The sequence below is a fragment of the Elizabethkingia bruuniana genome (genome assembly GCF_002024805.1).
GTDB lineage: Bacteria > Bacteroidota > Bacteroidia > Flavobacteriales > Weeksellaceae > Elizabethkingia > Elizabethkingia bruuniana.
In genome coordinates this window covers 96,282-117,499 of the sequence record NZ_CP014337.1, presented here as the reverse complement: position 1 = coordinate 117,499, position 21,218 = coordinate 96,282, and the positions used below count along the sequence as shown (strand labels likewise).

The following is a 21,218-nucleotide window of genomic DNA, read 5'->3' as shown; positions in this document are numbered from 1 at the left end:
AGTACAATGCAATATAAATAACATATTTTAAAATCCATTAATTTAACAATACAACAACACAATAACTTAAATATATGAATAATTAATAAAAATAACCTTTTAAAATAAAAATAAAGCAACACCCTGCCAACAAGCATTTTAAACATAGATATGTAGTTTTTCAATATTGGACATGATATAATTCATCATACCAAATCCTCATTTTATAAGTCATTTTAAAAGGATAAAAACAGAAAATTCACAAATCTATTTCTACATCAAATAAAAAAGCACGGAAATAATTTCCGTGCTTTTTTTAGTATAATTAAACTAAACGCTTATTTACGCTTCACATGAAGAACAAGAAACAAAGTTTACCATTAATTCTTTAGAAACTGAAGAACTTCTCTGGTAGTATAATGTTTTTACTCCTTTCTTCCATGCCTCTATATAAAGATAATTAACATCCTTAACAGGCATTGTAGATGGTATTTGTAAATTAAGTGACTGTGCCTGATCAATATATTGTTGTCTTTGTGCAGCCTGAGAAATAATCTCCATTGGGGAAATTTCTTTAAAGGTCTTGAATACCGCTTTTTCTTCCTCCGTAAGTTCCGCAAGATGCTGAACAGAACCATGGTTTAACATAATTGTTCTCCATGTTTCTTCATTATCAATACCTTTTTCCCCCAGTAACTTTGCCAGATATTTGTTCTTACGCATAAAGTTACCTTTCGCAAGACCTGCCTTATAATAGTTAGAAGCAAATGGCTCAATTCCCGGAGATGTTTGTCCTAAAATTGCTGAACTGGATGTTGTCGGAGCAATAGCCATAGTGGTTGTATTTCTTACACCATAACCTTTTAGCAATTCAGGCTCACCATAAATATTAGCCAATTCTCTTGAAGCTTGTTCCGCTTGCTCTTTAATATGTCTAAACGCTCTTGCATTGAACTGAGTAGCCTCGAAGCTTTCAAATGGAATCATGTTCTTCTGCAAGTAAGAGTGGTATCCTAACACACCTAAACCTAAAGCTCTGTGACGCATTGCAAAGTTTCTTGCACCCTGTAGATAGTAGTTACCCTCGGTTTTATCAATAAACTCAGATAAAACAGCATCCAGGAAGTAAATTGCAAGCTTTACAGCATCTGTATCTTTCCATTCATCATATAATTCAAGATTCATAGAAGACAAACAGCAAATAAATGATTCTTCCATAGAAGAAGGCAACATAATTTCAGAGCAAAGGTTACTTGCATTAACTGTTAATCCTAAATCTTTATATACCTGAGGTTTATTTCTGTTTACGTTATCACTGAAGAAAATATATGGTAATCCTTTCTGTTGGCGACTCTCTAATACTCTCGCCCAGATTTTACGCTTTTCATTGTCTCCATCAATCATATCCTGCATCCAATAATCTGGTACACAAACACCGGTAAACAAGTTCTGGATTGGACTACCTATATCTTTAATGGAAAGGAATTCTTCAATATCACCATGGTCTATATCAAGATACGCAGCGAAAGCTCCACGACGAACTCCACCCTGAGAAACTACATCCATGGCTGTATCGAAAAGCTTCATAAAAGAAACTGCGCCGGAAGATTTTCCGTTGTCAGTTACTGCAGTACCACGATTACGAAGTTCTCCAAAGTACCCTGAAGTACCTCCACCAATCTTCGTCTGCATAATAACCTCTCCCATTTTGTGAGTGATACCTTCTATACTGTCAGGAATATGAACATTAAAACATGAAATAGGCAAACCTCTCTGCGTTCCCATATTAGCCCATACCGGAGAAGAAAAGCTTATCCAGCCTTTTGTAATCATTTCTTCAAAAGCCGGTTGCAATTCTGGCTTATACAGTCTTTTTGCCGCAGCAGTTGTAATTCTTTCGATGGCACCTTTTACAGTTTCTCCTTTCAGCAAATATCCTCTGTTCAGCATTTGCTCGGACTCTTCATTCAGCCACCATATGTTTTGTTCTTCCATAATATTTTTATTTTTACGAATTCCGGTTAATCACAACCCCGCCGAAATTCTGTTTTTGTTATATTGATTGTAAAAAATTAACCTGATGCGAGCCATTTAATCCGCTCTCATCTCTCAGCCTTTGGAACTCTTTAAAGGAAGGTACATTCAGCACTTCATGCTGTACTCCTTCGTTTTCATAGTTGGAATAATGTAAAAATGTTATTCCGTCTTCCTTTAAATAAACTTTATATTCAAACTTAGACTGATCAAGTTGTTTAAAATCCTCCAGAAACTTTTTAATGTTGGTTTTATTTTCTTCAACATATTCAGGCTTTACTGTATAGCTAACCAATACATTAATCATAGTTTCTCGGATTAATTAAAACAAATCGTTTGCGGTAATACTCTTATCGTGTTTAGTATAATCCACCGGTCTCTTTGCAAAGAAGTCATCCATAGAATTAGCAAACACTTCTTCTTCAAACCACATCATTGGACGATACTGCTCTGGAGAAACATTGTAACGTGTTGCCATGTTGATTTTTTTCAAACTGTCATCTACACGGTACTTCATAAAGTTCAGTAAATCTTCTTTAGAGAAATTACTTAGCTCACCCAGTTCGAATATCCAGTCAAGGATTTCAGCTTCCAATTCTACAGACTGGTCTACTAATGTATAAATATCTTCGATATCAGAATCTGTAAGCAATTCAGGTTGCTCTTCTCTGATTTTGTTAATTAAATAGATCCCGGCATTAGCATGTATTTGCTCATCCACAGATGTCCATGCAATAATGTTGGATACATTTTTCATGTAGCCTTTAAATCTTGTAAACGAAAGAATAATGGCAAACTGAGAGAATAATGAAACGTTTTCAATTAAAATACTAAACAACAATAGAGAAGAAACATACTCTTTAGGTGTTGCAGAATTTGCATGCTTTAGCACATTAGAAAGGAAATCGATTCTTTTCTTTACTGCAGGAATTTCTACTACGTTCATGAACTCATCATTATAGCCTAATACCTCCAATAAACGTGAATAAGCTTCTGAGTGACGGAATTCACACTCTGCAAAAGTAGCTCCTAAACCATTTAATTCAGGCTTCGGCAAGTGATTATATAAATTCCCCCAAAAAGTCTTTACCGATACTTCAATTTGTGCAATTGCCAACAATGCATTTTTTACCGCATGTTTCTCATGAGGCTCCAATTGTGAATGGAAATCCTGCACGTCTGCTGTAAAATCTACCTCGGAATGTACCCAAAATGATTTGTTAATCGCTTCTATAAATTGTAAGACCTCTGGGTACTCAAAAGGCTTGTAACTGATTCGTTTATCGAAAATTCCCATAATGATTTGTGTATTTTAACTGAGTTCAACCAAAAACTTTTCTTTAACTGTAAAGTTAGATTACAAATTTATCAAAAGGTCCTTACAATAAAAAGTGGAAAAAGCCGTCATCCCCGTCAAAGCCTTATTTCTCGTAAAAAAGTTATCCACATTTATACCTAAGTACCTATGTTTACGCTAATTAAGAGGTGGATATTATTAGAAAATGCCTAATTACGTACTATATATTAAACACTTATTTTTTTTTGCCTGAATTAAAGCACTTATCGGTTAAACATTTTAAAATTATTCTCAAAAACATTTTTCGTGTAACAAACTGGCTTTCTATACTACCAATTAGTAAAACTCGTGAAATGATTACAATTGAGAATCTTGAAAAATCTTATGACACCGGAAAAAGCAAACTTCATGTTCTGAAAGGGATCAACCTGAATATTAAAGAAGGTGAGTTTGTATCTATTATGGGGTCATCCGGCTCAGGAAAATCTACGTTACTTAATATTATAGGAATACTAGATGAAGCTGATTCAGGAGTTTACGAATTGGCAGGGGTTCCCATTAAAAATCTTAACGAGGTAAAAGCAGCAGACTACAGAAGTAAATTCTTAGGTTTTATTTTCCAGTCATTCAACCTGATCTCTTATAAAACAGCATTGGAAAACGTAGCGCTACCACTCTATTATCAAAACATTTCCAGAAAGGAAAGAAATAAAAAAGCACTGGAATATCTGGAGAAAGTAGGTCTTGCTCAGTGGGCAGATCACTTACCCAGCGAACTTTCCGGAGGACAAAAACAAAGGGTAGCTATTGCCAGAGCCCTTATTACTAATCCAAAAGTAATTCTGGCGGATGAGCCTACAGGTGCGTTGGATTCCAAAACAACATACGATATTATGAAGCTATTGCAGGAGATTAATAACGAAGGAAAAACAATTGTAGTTGTAACCCATGAACCTGATGTTGCCGCACAAACCAAGCGTAATGTTGTCCTGAAAGATGGCGTTATTGAAAGTGACGAATTTATCAAACAATTAGTGTTAGAATAATGAATACATAAATGTGGATAAGTGAATTTGATAACAAAATGATTGCACTTCACCTCCAACTAATAAGCTTTATTCACTATTAACATACAAAATATAACAAAATATGTTCGATATAGACCGCTGGCACGAAATATTCAGTTCTATCCGAAGTAATATACTCCGGACGATTTTGTCGGGAGTAACTGTCGCTTTAGGACTCTTTATTTTTATTGTTCTTTTTGGTATTGGTAACGGATTACAAAATTCATTTCAAAATGAATTTAACGGAGATGCTGCAAATCTTATTACGATATTCAGTACACAGACTTCCAAGCCTTATGCGGGGATGCAGTCCAATCGTAAAATTATCATGCGGAACAGCGATTATAAAGAGATCACTGATAAAAATAAAACTCAGATTGAATCTGCTGCCCCGCGTTATAGTGCCAATATGATGGTAAAATATGGAAAAGAAAGTGGTAATTATCAGATTTCCGGTACCAATAGCGACGAAATAAAAATAGAAAACAGACTCGTTACAGATGGCAGGTATATTAATGCATCGGATGTAACACGTCAGCAAAATGTTGCGGTAATTGGCCGGCTGGTTCAGAAAGACCTCATCAAAAATGGAAGTCCTATTGGTAAAAGAATCAATATTAACGGAACCAGCTTTACTGTAGTCGGAGTATTCTCTGATAATGGTGGCGACTGGGACGAGCGTATGATTACTGTTCCGGTAAGTACTTTACAGATGATGAAAAAAAGTTCGGATACGCTGAATACTATTTTCGTTACCTACGACAAAAAAATGTCTACCCAACAAGCTATTGATCTGGGAAATGACATAAAAAAAGACATGAAAAGTAAGCACCGTATAGATCCTACGGATGACAATGGTATTATTGTAAGAAATAATGCTGAAAATATGAAAGATACCTTACAGTTTATGCTTGTACTAACTGTTATTGTAGGGGTTATTGGCGGCGGAACACTAATCGCCGGAATCATCGGGATCAGCAATATTATGGTGTATATTATCAAAGAGCGAACAAAAGAAATAGGTGTAAGGAAAGCTATTGGCGCCAGACCAAACAGTATTGTTGCTCTTATATTACAGGAAAGTGTGGTTATCACAGTAATCTCCGGACTAGTTGGTGTATTATTCGGCCTATTAACACTTAATCTGTTAGGAAATAGCCTGGAACCATATTTTATAAAAGAGCCAAAAGTAGGCACAGGAATGGTAATTTTCGCCTTCTTATGCCTTGTAATTGCAGGTGCTATTGCGGGATTCGTTCCGGCTTACCGTGCCTCCAAGATAAAACCAATCGAAGCATTACGAACAGAATAAAAACCTGACAAAGTGAAATTATTATTTAGTTTAGATACATGGCAGGAGATTTATTACTCACTGCGTAATAACAAACTCAGAACTTTCCTTACCATGATTGGCGTAGGCTGGGGTATGTTCCTGTATGTAAGTCTTCTGGGAGCTGCCAAAGGTGTTGAAAACGGTTTTAATAAAACTTTCAATGGCTTTGCTACCAATTCTATTTTTATGTGGGCGCAGAGCACTTCTATTCCCTATGGAGGATTCCCAAAAGGAAAATTAATGAAGCTGCATACCAACGACATAGAAATGTTGAAAAATAAAGTTCCGGGCATTAAGTACATTTCACCACAAAACAGTCGTGGAGCACGTTTTGGGAAACCCGAACCATTAGTACGCAACGGAAAAAAAGGTAATTATGGAATCACCGGAGACTATCCTATTGGAGATGCCATCAGTAAAAAGAAATTAACATTCGGGCGTTATATAAACGATCCTGATATCTCGGGCAACAAAAATGTAGTAGTAATCGGAAATGAGGTCTATGAATCTTTTTTTGATGCTAAAAAAAGAGAAAACCCTGTTGGTAAAACAGTAACAATAAAAGGAATATATTTTACTGTTATCGGAGTTTTTAAAGTGGCGACAAATGGCCCCAGAATGGAAAGCAATGATATGGTCTTTATCCCTTTCACAACATACAATAAAATGTTTAATAACGGAGATGTTGCCGAAATGTTTGCTGTTGTAGGAAAAGACAATGCAGATCTTGCTCAGATAGAAGATAATGCAAAAAGAGTATTAAAAGAAAAATACCATGTATCTCCTGAAGATGAAAACGCCTATGGAAGTTTTAATCTGGGGAAAGAATTCAAAAAGCTAACGGGTTTTCTTACCGGAATGCAGTTTTTGACCATTATTGTAGGAACACTTACTATTATTGCCGGAGTTATTGCCATTTCCAATATTCTTCTGATTACAGTGAAAGAACGTACTAAAGAGATTGGTATTCGTCGTGCATTGGGAGCCAAACCTTCGGAAGTTCGTAACCAAATCCTCTTGGAGAGTGTCGTTATCACACTTAGCTCAGGCCTTATTGGTTTCTTCCTGGGTATATTCCTGCTTATGGGGATTAATGCTCTTACGGAAAACAATGATTCATTCCCGTTTTATAATCCGAGTGTTAATTATTCCAATGTATTCTCTGCCATGTTTGTGATGGTATTCCTGGGACTGATTATCGGACTTATTCCGGCACAAAGAGCAGTAAGAATAAAACCTATTGAAGCATTAAGAACAGAATAAAACAGTGAATAGGTGAATGGGTCAATAAGTGAATTGAGGTGAATATATCAATAAAATAGTATGTTATGTTTTTAAAATTGAATCATCAAAATCTGGAAGTTTATAAATCAGCAAAGAAGCTACTTAATGCATCTTATGATATTCTTGAAAAATTACCTGATTCTGAAAATTTTAATTTAAAAAGCCAACTGAAACGAGCATCAACATCAGTACTATTAAATATATCCGAAGGTTCATCCAGAAAATCAAAAACAGAAAGAAACAGATTTTATAAAATCGCAAGAGGCTCAATAGTAGAAATCGATACCTGCTGCGAGGTTATTATTGAAAGAAATTATATAAAACCAGAAGAATTGACAGAATTAGGAAATTATATCATATCAACATTCATTTTACTAAGTAATCTTTTAAAATCATAAAAATTAATTATTCACAATTCACTCATTGACACATTCACAAACGACTGATTCATTACCCATTAATTTCTATTAATAAAAAAATAATAATTATATGAAAAAGAAGCTCAACTTCAAAAAAATCATTTATATCATCTTAGGAATTATCCTATTGCTGGTTCTTTTTAAAGGTATCAGTTATATGATCTCGTCCAATTCTGCAAAGGAAGAGGCCTTCTTAACACGTAAACCTACTATACAAACACTGGAGGATAAAGTACTTGCAACTGGTACAATTGTACCACGCAGGGAGGTTGAGATAAAACCAAATATTCCCGGGATTATAAAATCTATTCACGTAAAACAAGGAGATAAAGTTACAGCGGGGCAGTTAATCGCTACAATTAATGTTGTACCTAGTATTTCTGAGATGAATGCTGCACAACAGTCTATAAAGGACGCCGAATTGCAGATTGGCAATGCTAAAATTACTTTAAACAATCAGCAAAAGCAGTATGATATGCAAAAAAGGCTTTTTGCACAAGGTGTAATTTCTAAACAGGAATATTACAATGCTGAACAACAATATAAAGGTGCAGCACAATCTGTATCAATTGCAGAGCAACAGTTAAGAACTGCTGAAAAGCGCCTTCAGATTGCCAGAACCGGATCTACACCAGAATTACAAAGTCTGGCAACAACCCAAGTTCGTTCCAAGCTTAATGGTACTATTCTGGAAATTCCTGTAAAAGAGGGTAGCCAGGTTATCGAAGCAAATAACTTCAATGCTGGGACAACTATTTGTACTGTCGCTGACCTTAATTCACTTATTTTTAAAGGTACTATCGACGAAGCACAGGCTGGAAGACTAAAAGAAGGAATGAATATGAATATCATCATCGGGGCTTTACAAAATAAAACTTTCCCTGGAAAGCTAACGTTAATTGCTCCTAAAGGAAAGGATGAAACAGGAAGTATTAAATTCCCTCTGGAAGCAGATGTATTCAATCCTAACAACGAGTATATCCGCGCAGGATTCTCTGCCAATGGTGAAATCATTATGAACAGCCAGAAAAATGCTCTTCTTTTGGATGAATCTCTTATCCAGTATGAAAAACAAAATAACAAAGACAAAGCTTTCGTAGAAGTAAAACAAAAAGACGGTAAGTTTAAAAAAGTATATATAACTCTTGGTGCTAGTGATGGTATCAACGTACAGGTACTTTCTGGTATCACTAAAGATTCTGAAATCAAAGTATGGAATCCTTCTGAAAAGGATAAGGAGGAATTAAAGCAAAAAAACGCTAAATAAGTTTAAATTAGATATTGTTAAAAGAAGCGCCGCGGACTTTGTCTGCGGCGCTTCTGAATTATATAATCAGATAATTACTTACTTATAGTTCTTTGAATCCTCTGGCTAAACAGCCATTTCAACAAGTCAGGTTCTGCAAATGCCGAATCCCAGCTGTTATGATTTGCTTCGGGGTACAAAGTATACTTTACCTTTACTCCGTTCAATTTCATTGCTTTTACCATAGCATCTGAAAACCCTGAAGGCACTACATCATCTTTTCCACCATGAAAAACCCACCAGTTTGTAGCTTTCAGATTAGAAGCTGTGGACGGTTCCGCTCCACCACATATTGCGATAGCTCCGGCAAATACTCCCGGCTTGCGGTTCACCAGCTCAAAAGTTCCCATACCCCCCATACTAAGCCCCATAATATAAATCTGATCCTGTTTTATATTATACTGCTTTTGAAGATTTCCAAAAAGGCCAGATAATAGTGACATCGCTTTTGTTGGAACATCATTATTGGTGAAATAAAATTTTCTTTGCCCAACATCATCGGATACGATTTGCACGTTGCTCCAATAAGAATCCTCAGGGCATTGTGGAAAAACTACAATTGCCGGGAAATTTTTCCGATTACTATCATTCAAAAACAACTTCCCTCCATGAGTCAGCTGCTTCTCATTATCATTCCCACTTTCCCCTCTCCCATGCAGAAAAATAACCAACGGATATTTTTTCCCTGGATCGAAGTTTTCAGGTAATAATACCCTGTAAGGCAAAATCTGTTCTCCTTGTGAAAATCTGAATTTCTTGAACAATGAGAAATCCTGAGCAAAAAGAAAACTTACCCACATTAATGCTAAAACGAAACCTATCTTTTTTATCATATTTCAAAAATATAAAAAAGCAGCTTTTCAGCTGCTTTTGTTATTATTTATTCCAGTTTATTTTCGCATGTTTTACATCATGAGAATTTGTTCCTATCATAATATCGAATTCTCCGGCCTCCCAATCATACTTCAGTTCCGAGTTATAAAACTTCAGATCTTCCGGTGTAATTGTAAAGCTTACTTTTTTAGATTCACCAGCCTTTAAAAACACTTTTTGGAAACCTTTCAGCTCTTTTACCGGACGTGTCACCGAGCCTACCATATCACGAATATACAATTGTACTACTTCATTTCCATCGTATTTACCATTATTCGTCAATGTTATACTTGCTGTTAGCTGATCGTTACCACTTAGTTGCGTTTTACTCAGCTGTACATCTGAATATCCAAATGAAGTATAACTCAAACCATAACCAAACGGGAAAAGCGGTGTATTACATTCGTCTATATAGTTAGATCTGAATTTTTCGAATTCACATTTATCCGATTTGTCATCGCTCAATGGGCGGCCTGTATTTTTAGCATTGTAATAGATTGGAACCTGCCCTACACTCCTTGGGAATGTCATTGGCAGTTTTCCGGACGGATTGACTTTACCATACAATACATCTGCAATTGCATAACCTGCTTCGCTTCCTGCAAACCAAGCATTAACGATAGCATCAGCCTGCTTATTTTCATCATTTAAGACCAACGGACGTCCCGTAAAGAGCACCATCACAATTGGTTTCCCTGTCTTTTTAAGCTCTGCCAATAAATCTTTCTGAGCCTGAGGGATCTCTATATTCGCTCTGGAACTAGATTCTCCACTTAGTTCAGCTGTTTCACCCATAGCCAATACTACAACATCTGCTTTTTTAGCCGTTTCTACAGCTTCTTTCAGCAGTGCTTCTTTAGATCGGCTATCTCTGTTGGATACTTTACCAAACATTGTCGCCTTTTCTTCCATTTTAGCATCATAGAAAACATTGCTCCCTTTTGCATAAATGAAATTGACCCCTTTTACAGTTTCTTTAAGTCCTGTCATTATAGAAACAGCATCCTTTGTACGTGAAGCCACACTCCATGTTCCGGTCATGTTCTCATTATTATTGGCTAAAGGTCCAATAACAGCAACTGTTCCTGATGCTTTCAGAGGCAGAATTTGTTTATCATTTTTAAGCAGAACCATTGACTGCGCTGCAATATTTCTGGCTTCTTCGCGATTGGCTTTATTGAAAACTTCAGTTTTAGATCTTTTCTCATCAGTATATCGATACGGATCATCAAAAAGCCCCAGATCATACTTAGCTTCCAGAATTCTTCTGGCTGCAGTAGTGATTTGCTGTTCTGTTACTTTTCCTTCACTTATGGATTTTTTCAGTGTTGTTAAAAAACCTTCACCTACCATATCCATATCAATACCTGCATTCATTGCTAAAGCCGATACTTGTTGCAGATCTCCCATTCCATGCTGAATCATTTCATTGATTCCGGTGTAATCCGTTACAATAAAACCATTAAAGCCCCATTGTTTACGCAACACATCATCCATCAACCATTTATTACCTGTAGCCGGGATACCATCTACTTCGTTAAATGAAGCCATTACAGAACCTACTCCAGCATCTACAGCAGCTTTATATGGTGGAAAATACTCGTTGAACATTCTTATATGGCTCATGTCAACCGTATTATAGTCACGCCCTCCTTCCGGTGCTCCATACAGTGCAAAATGTTTTACACATGCCAATATGGTATTTTTAAGAGATAAGTCTTTTCCCTGATAACCATAAACCATGGCTTTTGCAATCTGGCTTCCAAGGTATGGGTCTTCTCCCGATCCTTCAGAAACTCTTCCCCATCTTGGCTCTCTGGAAACATCTACCATTGGTGAGAATGTCCAGTTAATACCATCTGCCGAAGCTTCCTGTGCTGCAATCTGTGCAGATCTCTGAATAAGATCCATATCCCATGATGCAGAAAGACCTAAAGGAATTGGAAATGTTGTCTCATAACCATGTATAACATCCATTCCGAAAATCATTGGAATCTTCAGACGGCTTTTTTCTACAGCTACTTTTTGTACATCTCTTATTTTACCAACACCTTTTATGTTGAATAATCCTCCTACTAATCCCTGTTCAATTTTTTTACCTATATCAGAACTCTGAGCCTGTCCTGTTGTAAAATCTCCGGATGACGGTAGATTAAGCTGTCCGATTTTCTCATCCAGAGTCATTTTTGCGATTAACTGATCTACAAATGCCTTCTTTTTAGAAGTATAAGCTTCTGTTCGAAAGCTTTGTACCGGCTGATGTACCAGCTGTGCTGAAAACAGAGGTGCAAGAATAAGCCCGGCTATAATTGATAGTTTCTTCATATTATTTTTAGTTTATTTATTGTCTCAAATAAAGACATTAAAAATTAAGACTAATATACAAAATTTTATTTTACTGCTTTTCTCCCTTTCGAAGGGTATTTTGAAGTAGTAAATCCTAGTTTTTTCAAACCTTGCTGAACCTCCGGAGCGTTCATAAAAAGTTTCCAGATTAATCCGGAACGGTAGTTCTCCAGCATAACAACTTCCGGCCCCTGATCTATCGCCAGATACCATTTGGCAGTCCATTTGTATTGAGGACTCAACGCATCATAGAACCCCGCTAGTCCCCATGAATCAGGATAGTTTTCATACAGGTTGCGTATGAAAGCTATAGACTCTTTGGGTGTATACACGATGGAGCTAATTGCCGCAGTTGGAGAAACAACACCTACATCATTTCCCGGCATATGCGCATTATAACCTGTACTTCCGTCCTCATTTCTGGAATAAGATGCTGTTAATCCCCAGAAATCTTTTCCATAGGCCTTATAAGCCTTAGGGTTTTCTACAGCATAGGAATAATTGATCATAGAGTGATCATAATTCAGTTTCTGATAGTCTGCATACTGATCTTTTAGTCCGTTCGGATCCAAACCAAGATAGGAATAATGTGCCCAAAATAGGGGCCCTCCCATTTTCTCGGCTCCATTATGTTTCAATACCAAGGGAAAATTATAAGCTACCTTATCGGAAATAATTTTACCATTACGTGCCCAGCCTTTATCATATGCATCTCTGCTTATCGTATGAGTTGGAGATGAAGCGGCCATTACATATGTAATTAAACATTCATTATAACCTTCCAATTTGAAGTTCATATCCCATGCATAATTTGGAGACCAGTGCCAGTACAGAGCATTTTCACCACCCTTTGTGTACCAATTCCATTCTATACCCTTCCACAGTTTGTCATACTTCCCTGCCAAAGCTTTTTCTTCAGCAGTTCCATTTTTGAAATACTCCCGCACAACAAGGAAGCCTTGGGCCAGAAATGATGTTTCTACAAGATCTCCACCATTATCTTTGGTTCCGAATGGTTTTACTTTTCCAGTTTCTCCGTCTATCCAGTGGGACCAGGCTCCATGAAAGCGATCTGCTTTCGTCAGAAAATCTGCTATTTTATTTAGACGTTCTACAGCTTCTTTCTTCTTAATATAGCCTCTGTTTGTAGCAGAAATAATAGACATTAGTCCAAATCCTGAACCTCCAGTGGTAACAATATTCGCATCACGATCCGGATAATTACCATCGGGATGATAACGCTCCCTTGCCATTCCTGAATGTGGCTCGGCAAAATCCCAAAAATACCGGAAAGTCTGTCTCTGAACTTTATCCAGTAGCTGGTCATCCGTTAGCTTTTTAGCATCTGGGTTCTTATTCTCCCTAACAGGACTTTGGCTACTGCAGGTAATCCCTGCAATAGCCAAAGTGAATATTAATATGTTTTTAAACCTCATTAGTAACCTGGGTTTTGAGTCAGAACATTCTGACTTTGTGTAATCGCATTAAATGGTATTGGGAACAATTCATTTTTACCTGCTTTAAAGCCATAAGAAGCTAAAACAGTTGCCGCTTGACCTGTTCTCACAAGATCTACAAAACGGTCACCTTCCATCGCCAGCTCAACTCTGCGTTCATGCCAAATTGCAGTTCTTAATCCTGCCTGAGATGAAGCCGTTGTATCTCCTAATTTTGCTCTGTTTCTCACTTTATTCAGAGAAGCCTGAGCTGCACCTGTATTCCCTAATTCATTTGCAGCTTCAGCATTAATCAGAAGAATTTCAGCAAATCTTAATACTCTTATATTTTGTACAGATCCCTGACCACATGTTGGATTTTGATCTGCCTTAGGAACATAAGCTTTATAGCTGTATGTATCTACAGAAAGTGGATCTCCTTTCTTAATCAGATCTCCTTCCGGAGTAGTCTGCCCTTCTCTCAGTATTGTAAATTGTTTTCTGAAATCTCCTGGTTCAAAGGCATCTTCTAAAGCCTGTGACGGAGTAAAGAATCCCCAGCCGAATTGATTTCTTACACCTTGTACCTCGGCATATTGGCTTCCTCCATATTGTGCGCTACATGAGCAGTCAACTTCGAATACTGATTCTGGTCCAAATTCCCCTTTCACACGGAACAAGTGATTGAAATCCGGATCCAGAGAATATCCCATTGCCATTACCTGATTTGAAGTATCATAAGCTTTCTGCCAGTCTTTTTTATACAAATAAACTTTTGATAATAGGCCTAAAGCCGCTCCTTTTGTTGCTCTTCCTAAATCAGAAGCACCATACTTATCAGGAAGAGCCTGTGACGCACTTAAAAGGTCCGATATAATGAAATTATACACTTCATCCTGAGTATTTCTTGGTTTATTATAATTCTCCTGGAGGCCATCAAAAATAGGAACTCCACCATAAATTCTCACCAAGTTAAAGTAAAAGTAAGCTCTAAGGAATTTAGCTTCAGCAATTAATCTACCTTTCATAGTAGCATCCATATTAATTTCAGGAACCCTTGTAATAACCTGATTAGAACGCGAAACGGCCTGCCACTGTCCTGTCCAGTACCCTTCTACACCACCATCACTGGCTGTATAGGTAAATTGGTCGTATGCATTAATAAATGAAGCATCTCCGGGATTAGAGCCTTTAATTACATCATCCGCTGGCACACCAAATATAAACTGGTAAGGAAAGGCTGAGTTTTCCCAACCTCTTAAAAAACTATAGATAGCATTGGTTGCCTTCAATGCGTCATCCTGTGTTTTGAAGAAGGCAGATTCTTCAGTCTGGCCTTCAACTGGTATATCTAAAAAGCTGTCGTTCTTACATCCTGCGAGAAACGAAACAACCGCTATTGACAAAAATATTTTTTTCATGATCTTTAATTAAAAGGTTAGGTTCATACCAAAAGTATAAATCGCCGAAATCGGATAGATATTATTATCAATACCCATCTGCACTCTGTCACTGTTCATAATCTCCGGAGAGAATCCATTGTATTTAAAGCTTGTCCACGGGTTTTGTGCACTGAAATACAATCTTAGCTTCTGAACAGATAACTGCTTTGTAAACTCTTTAGGCAGTGTATAACCTAACTGAATATTTCTGATTCTGAAGAAACTTCCGTCTTCAACAAAGAAACTACTTGGCAATATAATTGCCTGATTATTTGTTGTCATTGGGTAAGAGTTGGAAGTTCCTGCCCCCTGCCATCTGTTTTTGTAGAAATCCAAATCCCAGTTTTCGTTTCCGTAACGTTGTTCTCTGTTATAATTATAGATCTTATTACCCTGAACTCCCTGGAAGTCCATCGCAAAATCGAAATCATAAACGCTAAGGTTAAATCCAAAACCATAAGTGTACTTCGGAATCGGACTTCCTAAGAACGTTTTATCTCTGGCATCAATAACTCCATTACCATCTAAATCTGCAAATCTGAATCCTCCGACTGCCGCATTTGTCTGCTGTGGTGCCCCGTTGATTTCAGACTGATTCTGGAATACTCCTGCTACCTCATAGCCATAATAAGATCCTACAGGCTGTCCTGCCTGTAACCTGATAATTGTACTACCAAATAAATGAGCTCCCGGCTCATTAAAAGAATCTAAATAAACACTTGTTATTTTATTTTTAATCGTAGTAATATTAGCATAAACACCTAATCTTATATTTTCGCTAATCTTAGCGTCATAATTTACAGAAGCCTCAAAACCTCTGTTGTTGAATGAATACGCGTTGGTTACAAAATCGTTCCAGTTGCTTGCTCCGGAAATTGACGGCTGGTTAATGGCATAAACTACATTTTTGGAATCCTTATCAAAATAAGTTGCCTCAATTTTTAATTTATTATTCAGCAATGCCATTTCTACACCAATATCACGACCTGTTGTTGTTTCCCAGTCAATGTTAGGATCAACAACTCTGGTCACAGTTTCAGCAGGATTTCCTGTACCGCCAAAATAAGCACCAGAGTTAATGATGGTTGTTAACTTATCATAATCTCTTCGAACATCAGGATTCCCCAATTTACCCCAACTGGCTCTTAGCTTCAACAGATTAAAAAGATTCTGATTACTCATAAAGCCTTCTTTACTGATTACCCAGCCTACACTAACTGCAGGGAAAATTTTAAATCTGTTATTAGAGGAGAAACCTGTAGCTCCATCTCTACGGACAGAAGCATTTACTAAATATTTACCCGCATAATCGTAGTTTAATCTTCCGAATAAAGACTCAATACGATTTTTGTATGGGACCATATTTACTTCAGCATCTTTATTAAATGTAAAAGTTACCAGATCTGTTCCGTTAGTTGTTACCAGATCTTTATCGCTTCCGGTATAAGGAACGTTCAGTACTTTGGTATAGACTCCGTGATAATAATTTTGTGTACGGGAAAAACCTCCTAAAACTTCGAAATGATGTTTGTTGAAATTTTTCTTCCATGACAAAATGTTATCCCATACATATCCCTCGGTTCTTGTATCTCTTGTCACAAGATTGGATGGTATAGCCGGCTTGTTCGGATTATAGTCACTAATCGCAGTATATTCGTATTTATACAGATTTGTATTATCTATGGTATAACTAACTTTAAAACTAAAATCTTTTAAGAATTTAACTTCTCCCCAGACATTATTCAGAATTCTGTCCTGCTTATCTTTTGATCTGAACAAATCGAGCACAGCTCTTGGGTTAGCAGCAGAAATAAGTGAAAAATAATCATAATTATTAATTGCCGGATTTATCGGATAATAAACCGGAGGTGCTGAATAAGCTGTTAATAAAGGATTATTAGCATTGTTGGTATTAATATGTGACCATGTAAAATTGTTACCTATGGAAATATTATCATTAATTTTATAAGTAAGATTTAATCTTGTGTTTAGTCTTTTAAAATTATTACCGGAACTAACACCTCTGCCCGCTGCTAATGTTCCGCCATCATCTAAATAACCAATACTTCCAAAATAGTTTAATTTTTTAGCTATAGTACCTGAAGCAGAAAAATCATTAGAACTGATAAAACCGGTTTTCAGCACTTCATCAAACCAATTGGTATTCGCCGGATAATTAGCTCTTGAAATAAATTTGGTAGGATCAGTAACGCCTTCATTTCTCAGTTTTTCATTATAAAGCTCCACATACTGATCGGAGTTAGCCATTTTAGGAACATTCGTTACTGTTTTAACGCCTATATAAGAGCTAAAGTTGAATACTGTTTTATTTTTTCCTGATTTCGTTTTGATAATAACCGCACCATTTGTAGCTCTTGCACCGAAGATTGCCAAACTGGAAGGATCCTTCAGAATACTCATCGATTCTACATCCTGTGGATTAAGAAAAGAAATATCATCTGTAATCATTCCGTCAACAATAAATACGGTCTTCCCGGAAAGGGAGCTAACTCCCCGAATATCTACCCTGGGTGATCCTCCGGGAGCTCCAGAGTTCTGAATCTGAACCCCGGCAACTTTTCCCTGAATAGAACTAATTGGATTAGGGTTAGGCTTATCCGCAAGATCTTTGGCACTAATTACACCAATACTTCCGGTAACATTTTCCTTCTTCTGACTACCATAACCAATCATAACCACCTCTTCGATAGCTTTTTCTTTGGTTACAGTGTCATTTTTTTTGGTTTGAGCATGTACGTCGGCACTAAAATAAAATGCCGCTACAAGGCACGAAACCTGTAACACTTTTTTGTTCATACTAATACTTCTTTACTTTAACTTACATTCAATTGTCTCCAAAAAAGACTATATCAAATATATATTAATTTTTCTTAACATTACAACAACTTTTTTTAACATTTTATTATAAAAAAATAAAAACCCCTTAAAAAGGGGTTTTATATTGTTCTGTAAGCCAAATAATTAATGTTCCACTCTGAGTGTTCTTTTGCGAAGAAGCAATACCAGATTAAGGAATATAAGAAGAAAATCTAAAGTAATCCAAATGGCTTCTGTAACTGTATCATTAACATAAGCATTCACTTTTTTGACACCCAGATCGGACAAACGCTGACTTTGATTAATATAATTTCGTACCTCTACCAGCTGGTCTTCATTTTTGTTCACAACAGCATGCTGAGAAAAATATACCAGCTTTTTCTTTCCAATGAAGCCCATTAACCAGTATTCATCAGAATTTTTCACATTAAAATATTCTATTCTGTAGTATCCGGATCTAATTATACCCAAATGATTAATAACATCTCCGGCATCCGGGCCTTTATTAATTCTTACCGTATAGAAATCTATAGGTTGCTGTAAATTATTGATAATCTGAACCGATAAAGAGTTATCCGTAAGTCTTGGAAAGCTCTTTTTGAAAAACCACCAGCTAAAGAAAGTAATACCTCCGATAGTAATAACCCAGCGAAGTATTTTTATAGATAGTGCCAGCCTTCCTGTTCGTATTGTGGATAACAATAACGAAAGACACAGAAATATAAAGAGTATTATGGTAATAGCGTACATCATAATTTTCAACAAAAATAAGATTTTCTACGGAATAGCTCTACACTACTGCGTTCCATTCGTCATAAAATTGCTGCAAAAAATTTTCCATATACTGGTGCCTTATTGCTGCCATTTCTTTTCCTTTTTCAGTATTCATCAAGCCCCCCAATAATAAAAGCTTCTCATAAAAATGATTAATTGAGGTTCCGTTGGACTTCTTATACTCCTCTTTAGATAAATTTAGTTTTGGTTCTTCTCCAGGAATATAAATAGGATTATTCTTAAATCCTCCGAAATTAAAAACCCTTGCTATTCCTATCGCCCCGATAGCATCCAGACGATCTGCATCCTGAACCACCTGTAATTCTATTGGCTTTTCTTTAGGTGCTTCATTTCTGTTCTTAAAGGATATATTTCTGATAATAAAGATTACCTGCCGAATAATATCTTCATTTACATTATGGTTTTCTAAAAACCCTCTTGCAGTATCTGGTCCTATATTTTCATCACCATTATGAAATTTAGGGTCCGCAATATCATGTAATAATGCTCCTAATTCTACAACTTCAATATTACATTCTTCAGCCTCGGCAATCTTTTTAGAAAGTTTCCATACTCTTTCAATATGGAACCAGTCATGTCCTGCTTCTGCCCCTTCAAGTTTTTTCTTTACAAATTCAATTGTTTTAGAAATTAAATCACTCATGAATTAAATTTTATTGTTTGATTATCAATTATTTGAAAGATATTTTAAATTTTTCTGTAATAAACATCAACTCTTATCATCCTATATACAGAATATTCTAAGAAATAAGTTTATCAACCTTTAAATTAGTCACAATGGAAATTACATTTTTCAGTTACAACAAAGATACATTTAGTCCTTTTAAAAAAATATTTAAAATTTTTTTTTTAGCAGTTATGTTTTTTGGGTTTACCGTTTCTTTCGCCCAAAACAAATATTCCTTTGATGTAAAAGTTATAGGAAAAGGAACTCCGGTTATTATGATCCCTGGCTACAGCTGTAGTAGCGATGTATGGAAAGAAACGGTAGATCACTTAAAAAATAAATTCGAGTGCCATATCCTTACTCTTGCGGGCTTTGCCGGTCAGCCTTCTATAAAAGAACCTTTATTAGAAACTACGAAGAATGAGATCATTGCTTATGCAAAAGATAAAAAATTAAAAAATCCTGTTATCATAGGACATAGCCTGGGAGGATTTCTCAGTCTTTGGGTATCAAGCACAAGCCCTGAATTATTTAAGAAGGTTATTGTAGTAGACGGAGTTCCTTTCTACACAGCCTTACAAAATCCTGATATAACATCTGAACAAGCAAAGCAGCTCATTAATAAAGAGACTTTCTCAAAACAATATGCTGCCATGACCAACGAACAACTGAAAACCTATGCAGAAAATATTGCAAAACAATTAGTAACAGATTTGGAAAAGGCAAAATTAATTGCAGAATGGCAGGCAAAGAGCGACAGAAATACTTTGGCTGGTGCATTTTATGAAATGATGACAACTGACATCCGAAGCGATCTCTCTAAAATTACTGCTCCGGTTTTGGTATTGGGTAGTAAATTTGAAACATTAGAAAATTCAAAAAAGCAATTTGCTGAACAGTATAAGAATGTAAAAAACCTAATTTTACACATTGCAGACAGTAAACATTTCATTATGTATGACCAGCCCGAATGGTTCTTTCAGGAACTGGATACTTTCTTAAAATAATCCCATGAATATGAATACTCAGGAAAACTTCGAGAATATCTATAGACAGTATGCCCCGGGAATACGAAAGTTATGCCTTAGTTACACTGGAGACATGGACAATGCGGAGGATCTGCTTCAGGAAACATTTATCACAGTATGGAAAAACCTGAATAAATTCCGAAACGATTCTAAACTGAGTACCTGGATTTATCGGATTGCTGTGAACAATTGCCTTATGACCCTGCGCAAACAAAAAAATATAAGTAGGATCTCTGAAGAAAAAATAGTTGGTCTCCCCGATGAAGTCCAGCAGGATAAGACACAAGATACAGAGCTTTTATACAAATGTATCAGTGAATTAAAAGAGGCTGACAGGGTTATTATCACACTTGTACTAGATGAAAAACCTTATGAAGAAATAGCCGAGATTACGGGAATTACAGAAAATAATCTGAGAGTAAAAATTCACAGAATAAAAAAAGAACTCACCGAAATTTTTCAACAACATGCAAGACTTTAATGACATTCAACAACTTTGGAAACAAAATGACACTTCTGTTTCCATACCTAAAATGAACCTTAGCGCGGTAAAAAATACCCGACAGAAGATGAAAAACAAAGAGCTTTTTTTAGCTACAGTATTAATCGCTACCGGAATTATCATTCTTATCATGGCATATTTCCTAGACTTCAGATACAAAACATCTGCCTTATACATTTCAATGGGTGCAATTTCTTTAATCTGCTTTATACAGGCTGTATTGCTGCTGCTAACTGTAAAAAAAATTGCACAGATTAACGCTGCCGCACCACCCTCTGAACATTTAAAACAATGGCAGGAGTACAATGAGTTTAGGAAAAAACAAATCCGCTGGAATATGCCTGTATATTATCTTCTGTTAGGCTCAGCTCTTGTTATTTACTTACTGGAAGTTTTAAAGGATGTCAGTATTACCTATAAACTTGTTGCTTTATTTCTTACTTTTGGTTGGATGTTTTTTACCTATTTTTATCTTGGTAAAAAAAGTTTAGCAAAAACAGACCTCAAAATCAACACTATTATTTCAGAGTTACAAAATCTGGAAAAACAATTTAAATAACCGACTCCGGGTC

The 21,218-nt window shown here is 36.2% G+C and carries 18 protein-coding genes; 8 read left to right on the top strand and 10 right to left on the bottom strand.

From position 1 onward, the window contains the following. Positions 1 to 321: 321 nt before the first annotated feature. From AYC65_RS00560 to AYC65_RS00550, 3 genes are read right to left on the bottom strand one after another with little or no spacing between them, the layout of a single operon-like run. Positions 322 to 1,977, bottom strand: a complete 1,656-nt coding sequence (locus AYC65_RS00560; protein WP_034866532.1) for a ribonucleoside-diphosphate reductase subunit alpha — start codon at positions 1,975 to 1,977, stop codon at positions 322 to 324. Positions 1,978 to 2,032: 55 nt separating this feature from the next. Then, positions 2,033 to 2,320 carry a hypothetical protein gene (locus AYC65_RS00555; protein ID WP_034866534.1) on the bottom strand — a complete coding sequence of 96 codons (288 nt, stop codon included), beginning with the start codon at positions 2,318 to 2,320 and terminating at the stop codon, positions 2,033 to 2,035. A 15-nt stretch (positions 2,321 to 2,335) separates the two neighbouring features. Next, positions 2,336 to 3,310, bottom strand: a complete 975-nt coding sequence (locus AYC65_RS00550; RefSeq protein WP_034866536.1) for a ribonucleotide-diphosphate reductase subunit beta — start codon at positions 3,308 to 3,310, stop codon at positions 2,336 to 2,338. A gap of 353 nt (positions 3,311 to 3,663) precedes the next feature. Between AYC65_RS00550 and AYC65_RS00545 the strand changes: the two genes are divergently transcribed. The 5 genes from AYC65_RS00545 to AYC65_RS00525 all read left to right on the top strand — a co-directional run bounded on the left by AYC65_RS00545 (position 3,664) and on the right by AYC65_RS00525 (position 8,680). Continuing rightward, on the top strand, positions 3,664 to 4,356 hold the full coding sequence (locus AYC65_RS00545; protein WP_034866538.1) for an ABC transporter ATP-binding protein: 693 nt from the start codon (positions 3,664 to 3,666) through the stop codon (positions 4,354 to 4,356). Positions 4,357 to 4,459: 103 nt separating this feature from the next. Beyond that, on the top strand, positions 4,460 to 5,689 hold the full coding sequence (locus AYC65_RS00540; protein WP_034866540.1) for an ABC transporter permease: 1,230 nt from the start codon (positions 4,460 to 4,462) through the stop codon (positions 5,687 to 5,689). A 93-nt stretch (positions 5,690 to 5,782) separates the two neighbouring features. After that, positions 5,783 to 6,973 carry an ABC transporter permease gene (locus AYC65_RS00535; RefSeq protein ID WP_078674685.1) on the top strand — a complete coding sequence of 397 codons (1,191 nt, stop codon included), beginning with the start codon at positions 5,783 to 5,785 and terminating at the stop codon, positions 6,971 to 6,973. 65 nt (positions 6,974 to 7,038) lie between these two features. Beyond that, positions 7,039 to 7,392 carry a four helix bundle protein gene (locus tag AYC65_RS00530; RefSeq protein ID WP_034866543.1) on the top strand — a complete coding sequence of 118 codons (354 nt, stop codon included), beginning with the start codon at positions 7,039 to 7,041 and terminating at the stop codon, positions 7,390 to 7,392. A gap of 91 nt (positions 7,393 to 7,483) precedes the next feature. After that, positions 7,484 to 8,680 (top strand): efflux RND transporter periplasmic adaptor subunit, encoded by a 1,197-nt coding sequence (locus tag AYC65_RS00525; protein WP_034866546.1) that lies wholly within the window; start codon positions 7,484 to 7,486, stop codon positions 8,678 to 8,680. A 74-nt stretch (positions 8,681 to 8,754) separates the two neighbouring features. Here AYC65_RS00525 and AYC65_RS00520 read toward each other — a convergent pair whose 3' ends face one another. The 7 genes from AYC65_RS00520 to AYC65_RS00490 all read right to left on the bottom strand — a co-directional run bounded on the left by AYC65_RS00520 (position 8,755) and on the right by AYC65_RS00490 (position 19,092). Next, entirely contained in the window at positions 8,755 to 9,552 is a 798-nt protein-coding gene (locus tag AYC65_RS00520; RefSeq protein WP_034866547.1) for a carboxylesterase family protein, read from the bottom strand. 43 nt (positions 9,553 to 9,595) lie between these two features. After that, positions 9,596 to 11,917: a beta-glucosidase BglX gene (gene bglX / locus AYC65_RS00515; protein WP_034866550.1), complete on the bottom strand. Its 2,322-nt coding sequence runs from the start codon at positions 11,915 to 11,917 to the stop codon at positions 9,596 to 9,598. 65 nt (positions 11,918 to 11,982) lie between these two features. Beyond that, a complete protein-coding gene (locus AYC65_RS00510) occupies positions 11,983 to 13,374 on the bottom strand; it encodes a glucoamylase family protein (RefSeq protein WP_034866553.1) in 1,392 nt (463 codons plus the stop codon). Beyond that, on the bottom strand, positions 13,374 to 14,795 hold the full coding sequence (locus tag AYC65_RS00505) for a RagB/SusD family nutrient uptake outer membrane protein (protein WP_034866556.1): 1,422 nt from the start codon (positions 14,793 to 14,795) through the stop codon (positions 13,374 to 13,376). Before AYC65_RS00505 ends, AYC65_RS00510 begins: the two co-directional genes overlap by 1 nt. 9 nt (positions 14,796 to 14,804) lie before the next feature. Continuing rightward, a complete protein-coding gene (locus tag AYC65_RS00500) occupies positions 14,805 to 17,633 on the bottom strand; it encodes a SusC/RagA family TonB-linked outer membrane protein (protein ID WP_034866560.1) in 2,829 nt (942 codons plus the stop codon). A gap of 165 nt (positions 17,634 to 17,798) precedes the next feature. Further along, positions 17,799 to 18,407 carry a hypothetical protein gene (locus AYC65_RS00495; protein WP_234300208.1) on the bottom strand — a complete coding sequence of 203 codons (609 nt, stop codon included), beginning with the start codon at positions 18,405 to 18,407 and terminating at the stop codon, positions 17,799 to 17,801. Between the two features lie 37 nt (positions 18,408 to 18,444). Beyond that, complete coding sequence (locus AYC65_RS00490) at positions 18,445 to 19,092, bottom strand: HD domain-containing protein (protein ID WP_034866565.1); 648 nt, start codon at positions 19,090 to 19,092, stop codon at positions 18,445 to 18,447. 134 nt (positions 19,093 to 19,226) lie between these two features. On the opposite strand from AYC65_RS00490, the gene AYC65_RS00485 reads away from it, so the two are divergent. From AYC65_RS00485 to AYC65_RS00475, 3 genes are read left to right on the top strand one after another with little or no spacing between them, the layout of a single operon-like run. Beyond that, positions 19,227 to 20,123 carry an alpha/beta fold hydrolase gene (locus AYC65_RS00485; protein WP_052114594.1) on the top strand — a complete coding sequence of 299 codons (897 nt, stop codon included), beginning with the start codon at positions 19,227 to 19,229 and terminating at the stop codon, positions 20,121 to 20,123. Between the two features lie 4 nt (positions 20,124 to 20,127). Beyond that, positions 20,128 to 20,625, top strand: a complete 498-nt coding sequence (locus AYC65_RS00480) for an RNA polymerase sigma factor (RefSeq protein WP_200289548.1) — start codon at positions 20,128 to 20,130, stop codon at positions 20,623 to 20,625. Continuing rightward, a complete protein-coding gene (locus AYC65_RS00475; protein WP_034866568.1) occupies positions 20,612 to 21,205 on the top strand; it encodes a hypothetical protein in 594 nt (197 codons plus the stop codon). The genes AYC65_RS00480 and AYC65_RS00475 overlap by 14 nt, the downstream gene beginning before the upstream one ends. Positions 21,206 to 21,218: the final 13 nt, after the last annotated feature.

What these genes read in the sequence shown, in the direction of transcription:
- AYC65_RS00555 (WP_034866534.1), bottom strand. Translation starts at nt 2,320, where the DNA reads ATGATTAATGTATTGGTTAGCTATACAGTAAAGCCTGAATATGTTGAA.
- AYC65_RS00550 (WP_034866536.1), bottom strand. Translation starts at nt 3,310, where the DNA reads ATGGGAATTTTCGATAAACGAATCAGTTACAAGCCTTTTGAGTACCCA.
- AYC65_RS00545 (WP_034866538.1), top strand. Translation starts at nt 3,664, where the DNA reads ATGATTACAATTGAGAATCTTGAAAAATCTTATGACACCGGAAAAAGC.
- AYC65_RS00540 (WP_034866540.1), top strand. Translation starts at nt 4,460, where the DNA reads ATGTTCGATATAGACCGCTGGCACGAAATATTCAGTTCTATCCGAAGT.
- AYC65_RS00535 (WP_078674685.1), top strand. Translation starts at nt 5,783, where the DNA reads ATGATTGGCGTAGGCTGGGGTATGTTCCTGTATGTAAGTCTTCTGGGA.
- AYC65_RS00530 (WP_034866543.1), top strand. Translation starts at nt 7,039, where the DNA reads ATGTTTTTAAAATTGAATCATCAAAATCTGGAAGTTTATAAATCAGCA.
- AYC65_RS00525 (WP_034866546.1), top strand. Translation starts at nt 7,484, where the DNA reads ATGAAAAAGAAGCTCAACTTCAAAAAAATCATTTATATCATCTTAGGA.
- AYC65_RS00520 (WP_034866547.1), bottom strand. Translation starts at nt 9,552, where the DNA reads ATGATAAAAAAGATAGGTTTCGTTTTAGCATTAATGTGGGTAAGTTTT.
- bglX (WP_034866550.1), bottom strand. Translation starts at nt 11,917, where the DNA reads ATGAAGAAACTATCAATTATAGCCGGGCTTATTCTTGCACCTCTGTTT.
- AYC65_RS00510 (WP_034866553.1), bottom strand. Translation starts at nt 13,374, where the DNA reads ATGAGGTTTAAAAACATATTAATATTCACTTTGGCTATTGCAGGGATT.
- AYC65_RS00505 (WP_034866556.1), bottom strand. Translation starts at nt 14,795, where the DNA reads ATGAAAAAAATATTTTTGTCAATAGCGGTTGTTTCGTTTCTCGCAGGA.
- AYC65_RS00500 (WP_034866560.1), bottom strand. Translation starts at nt 17,633, where the DNA reads ATGAACAAAAAAGTGTTACAGGTTTCGTGCCTTGTAGCGGCATTTTAT.
- AYC65_RS00495 (WP_234300208.1), bottom strand. Translation starts at nt 18,407, where the DNA reads ATGATGTACGCTATTACCATAATACTCTTTATATTTCTGTGTCTTTCG.
- AYC65_RS00490 (WP_034866565.1), bottom strand. Translation starts at nt 19,092, where the DNA reads ATGAGTGATTTAATTTCTAAAACAATTGAATTTGTAAAGAAAAAACTT.
- AYC65_RS00485 (WP_052114594.1), top strand. Translation starts at nt 19,227, where the DNA reads ATGGAAATTACATTTTTCAGTTACAACAAAGATACATTTAGTCCTTTT.
- AYC65_RS00480 (WP_200289548.1), top strand. Translation starts at nt 20,128, where the DNA reads ATGAATATGAATACTCAGGAAAACTTCGAGAATATCTATAGACAGTAT.
- AYC65_RS00475 (WP_034866568.1), top strand. Translation starts at nt 20,612, where the DNA reads ATGCAAGACTTTAATGACATTCAACAACTTTGGAAACAAAATGACACT.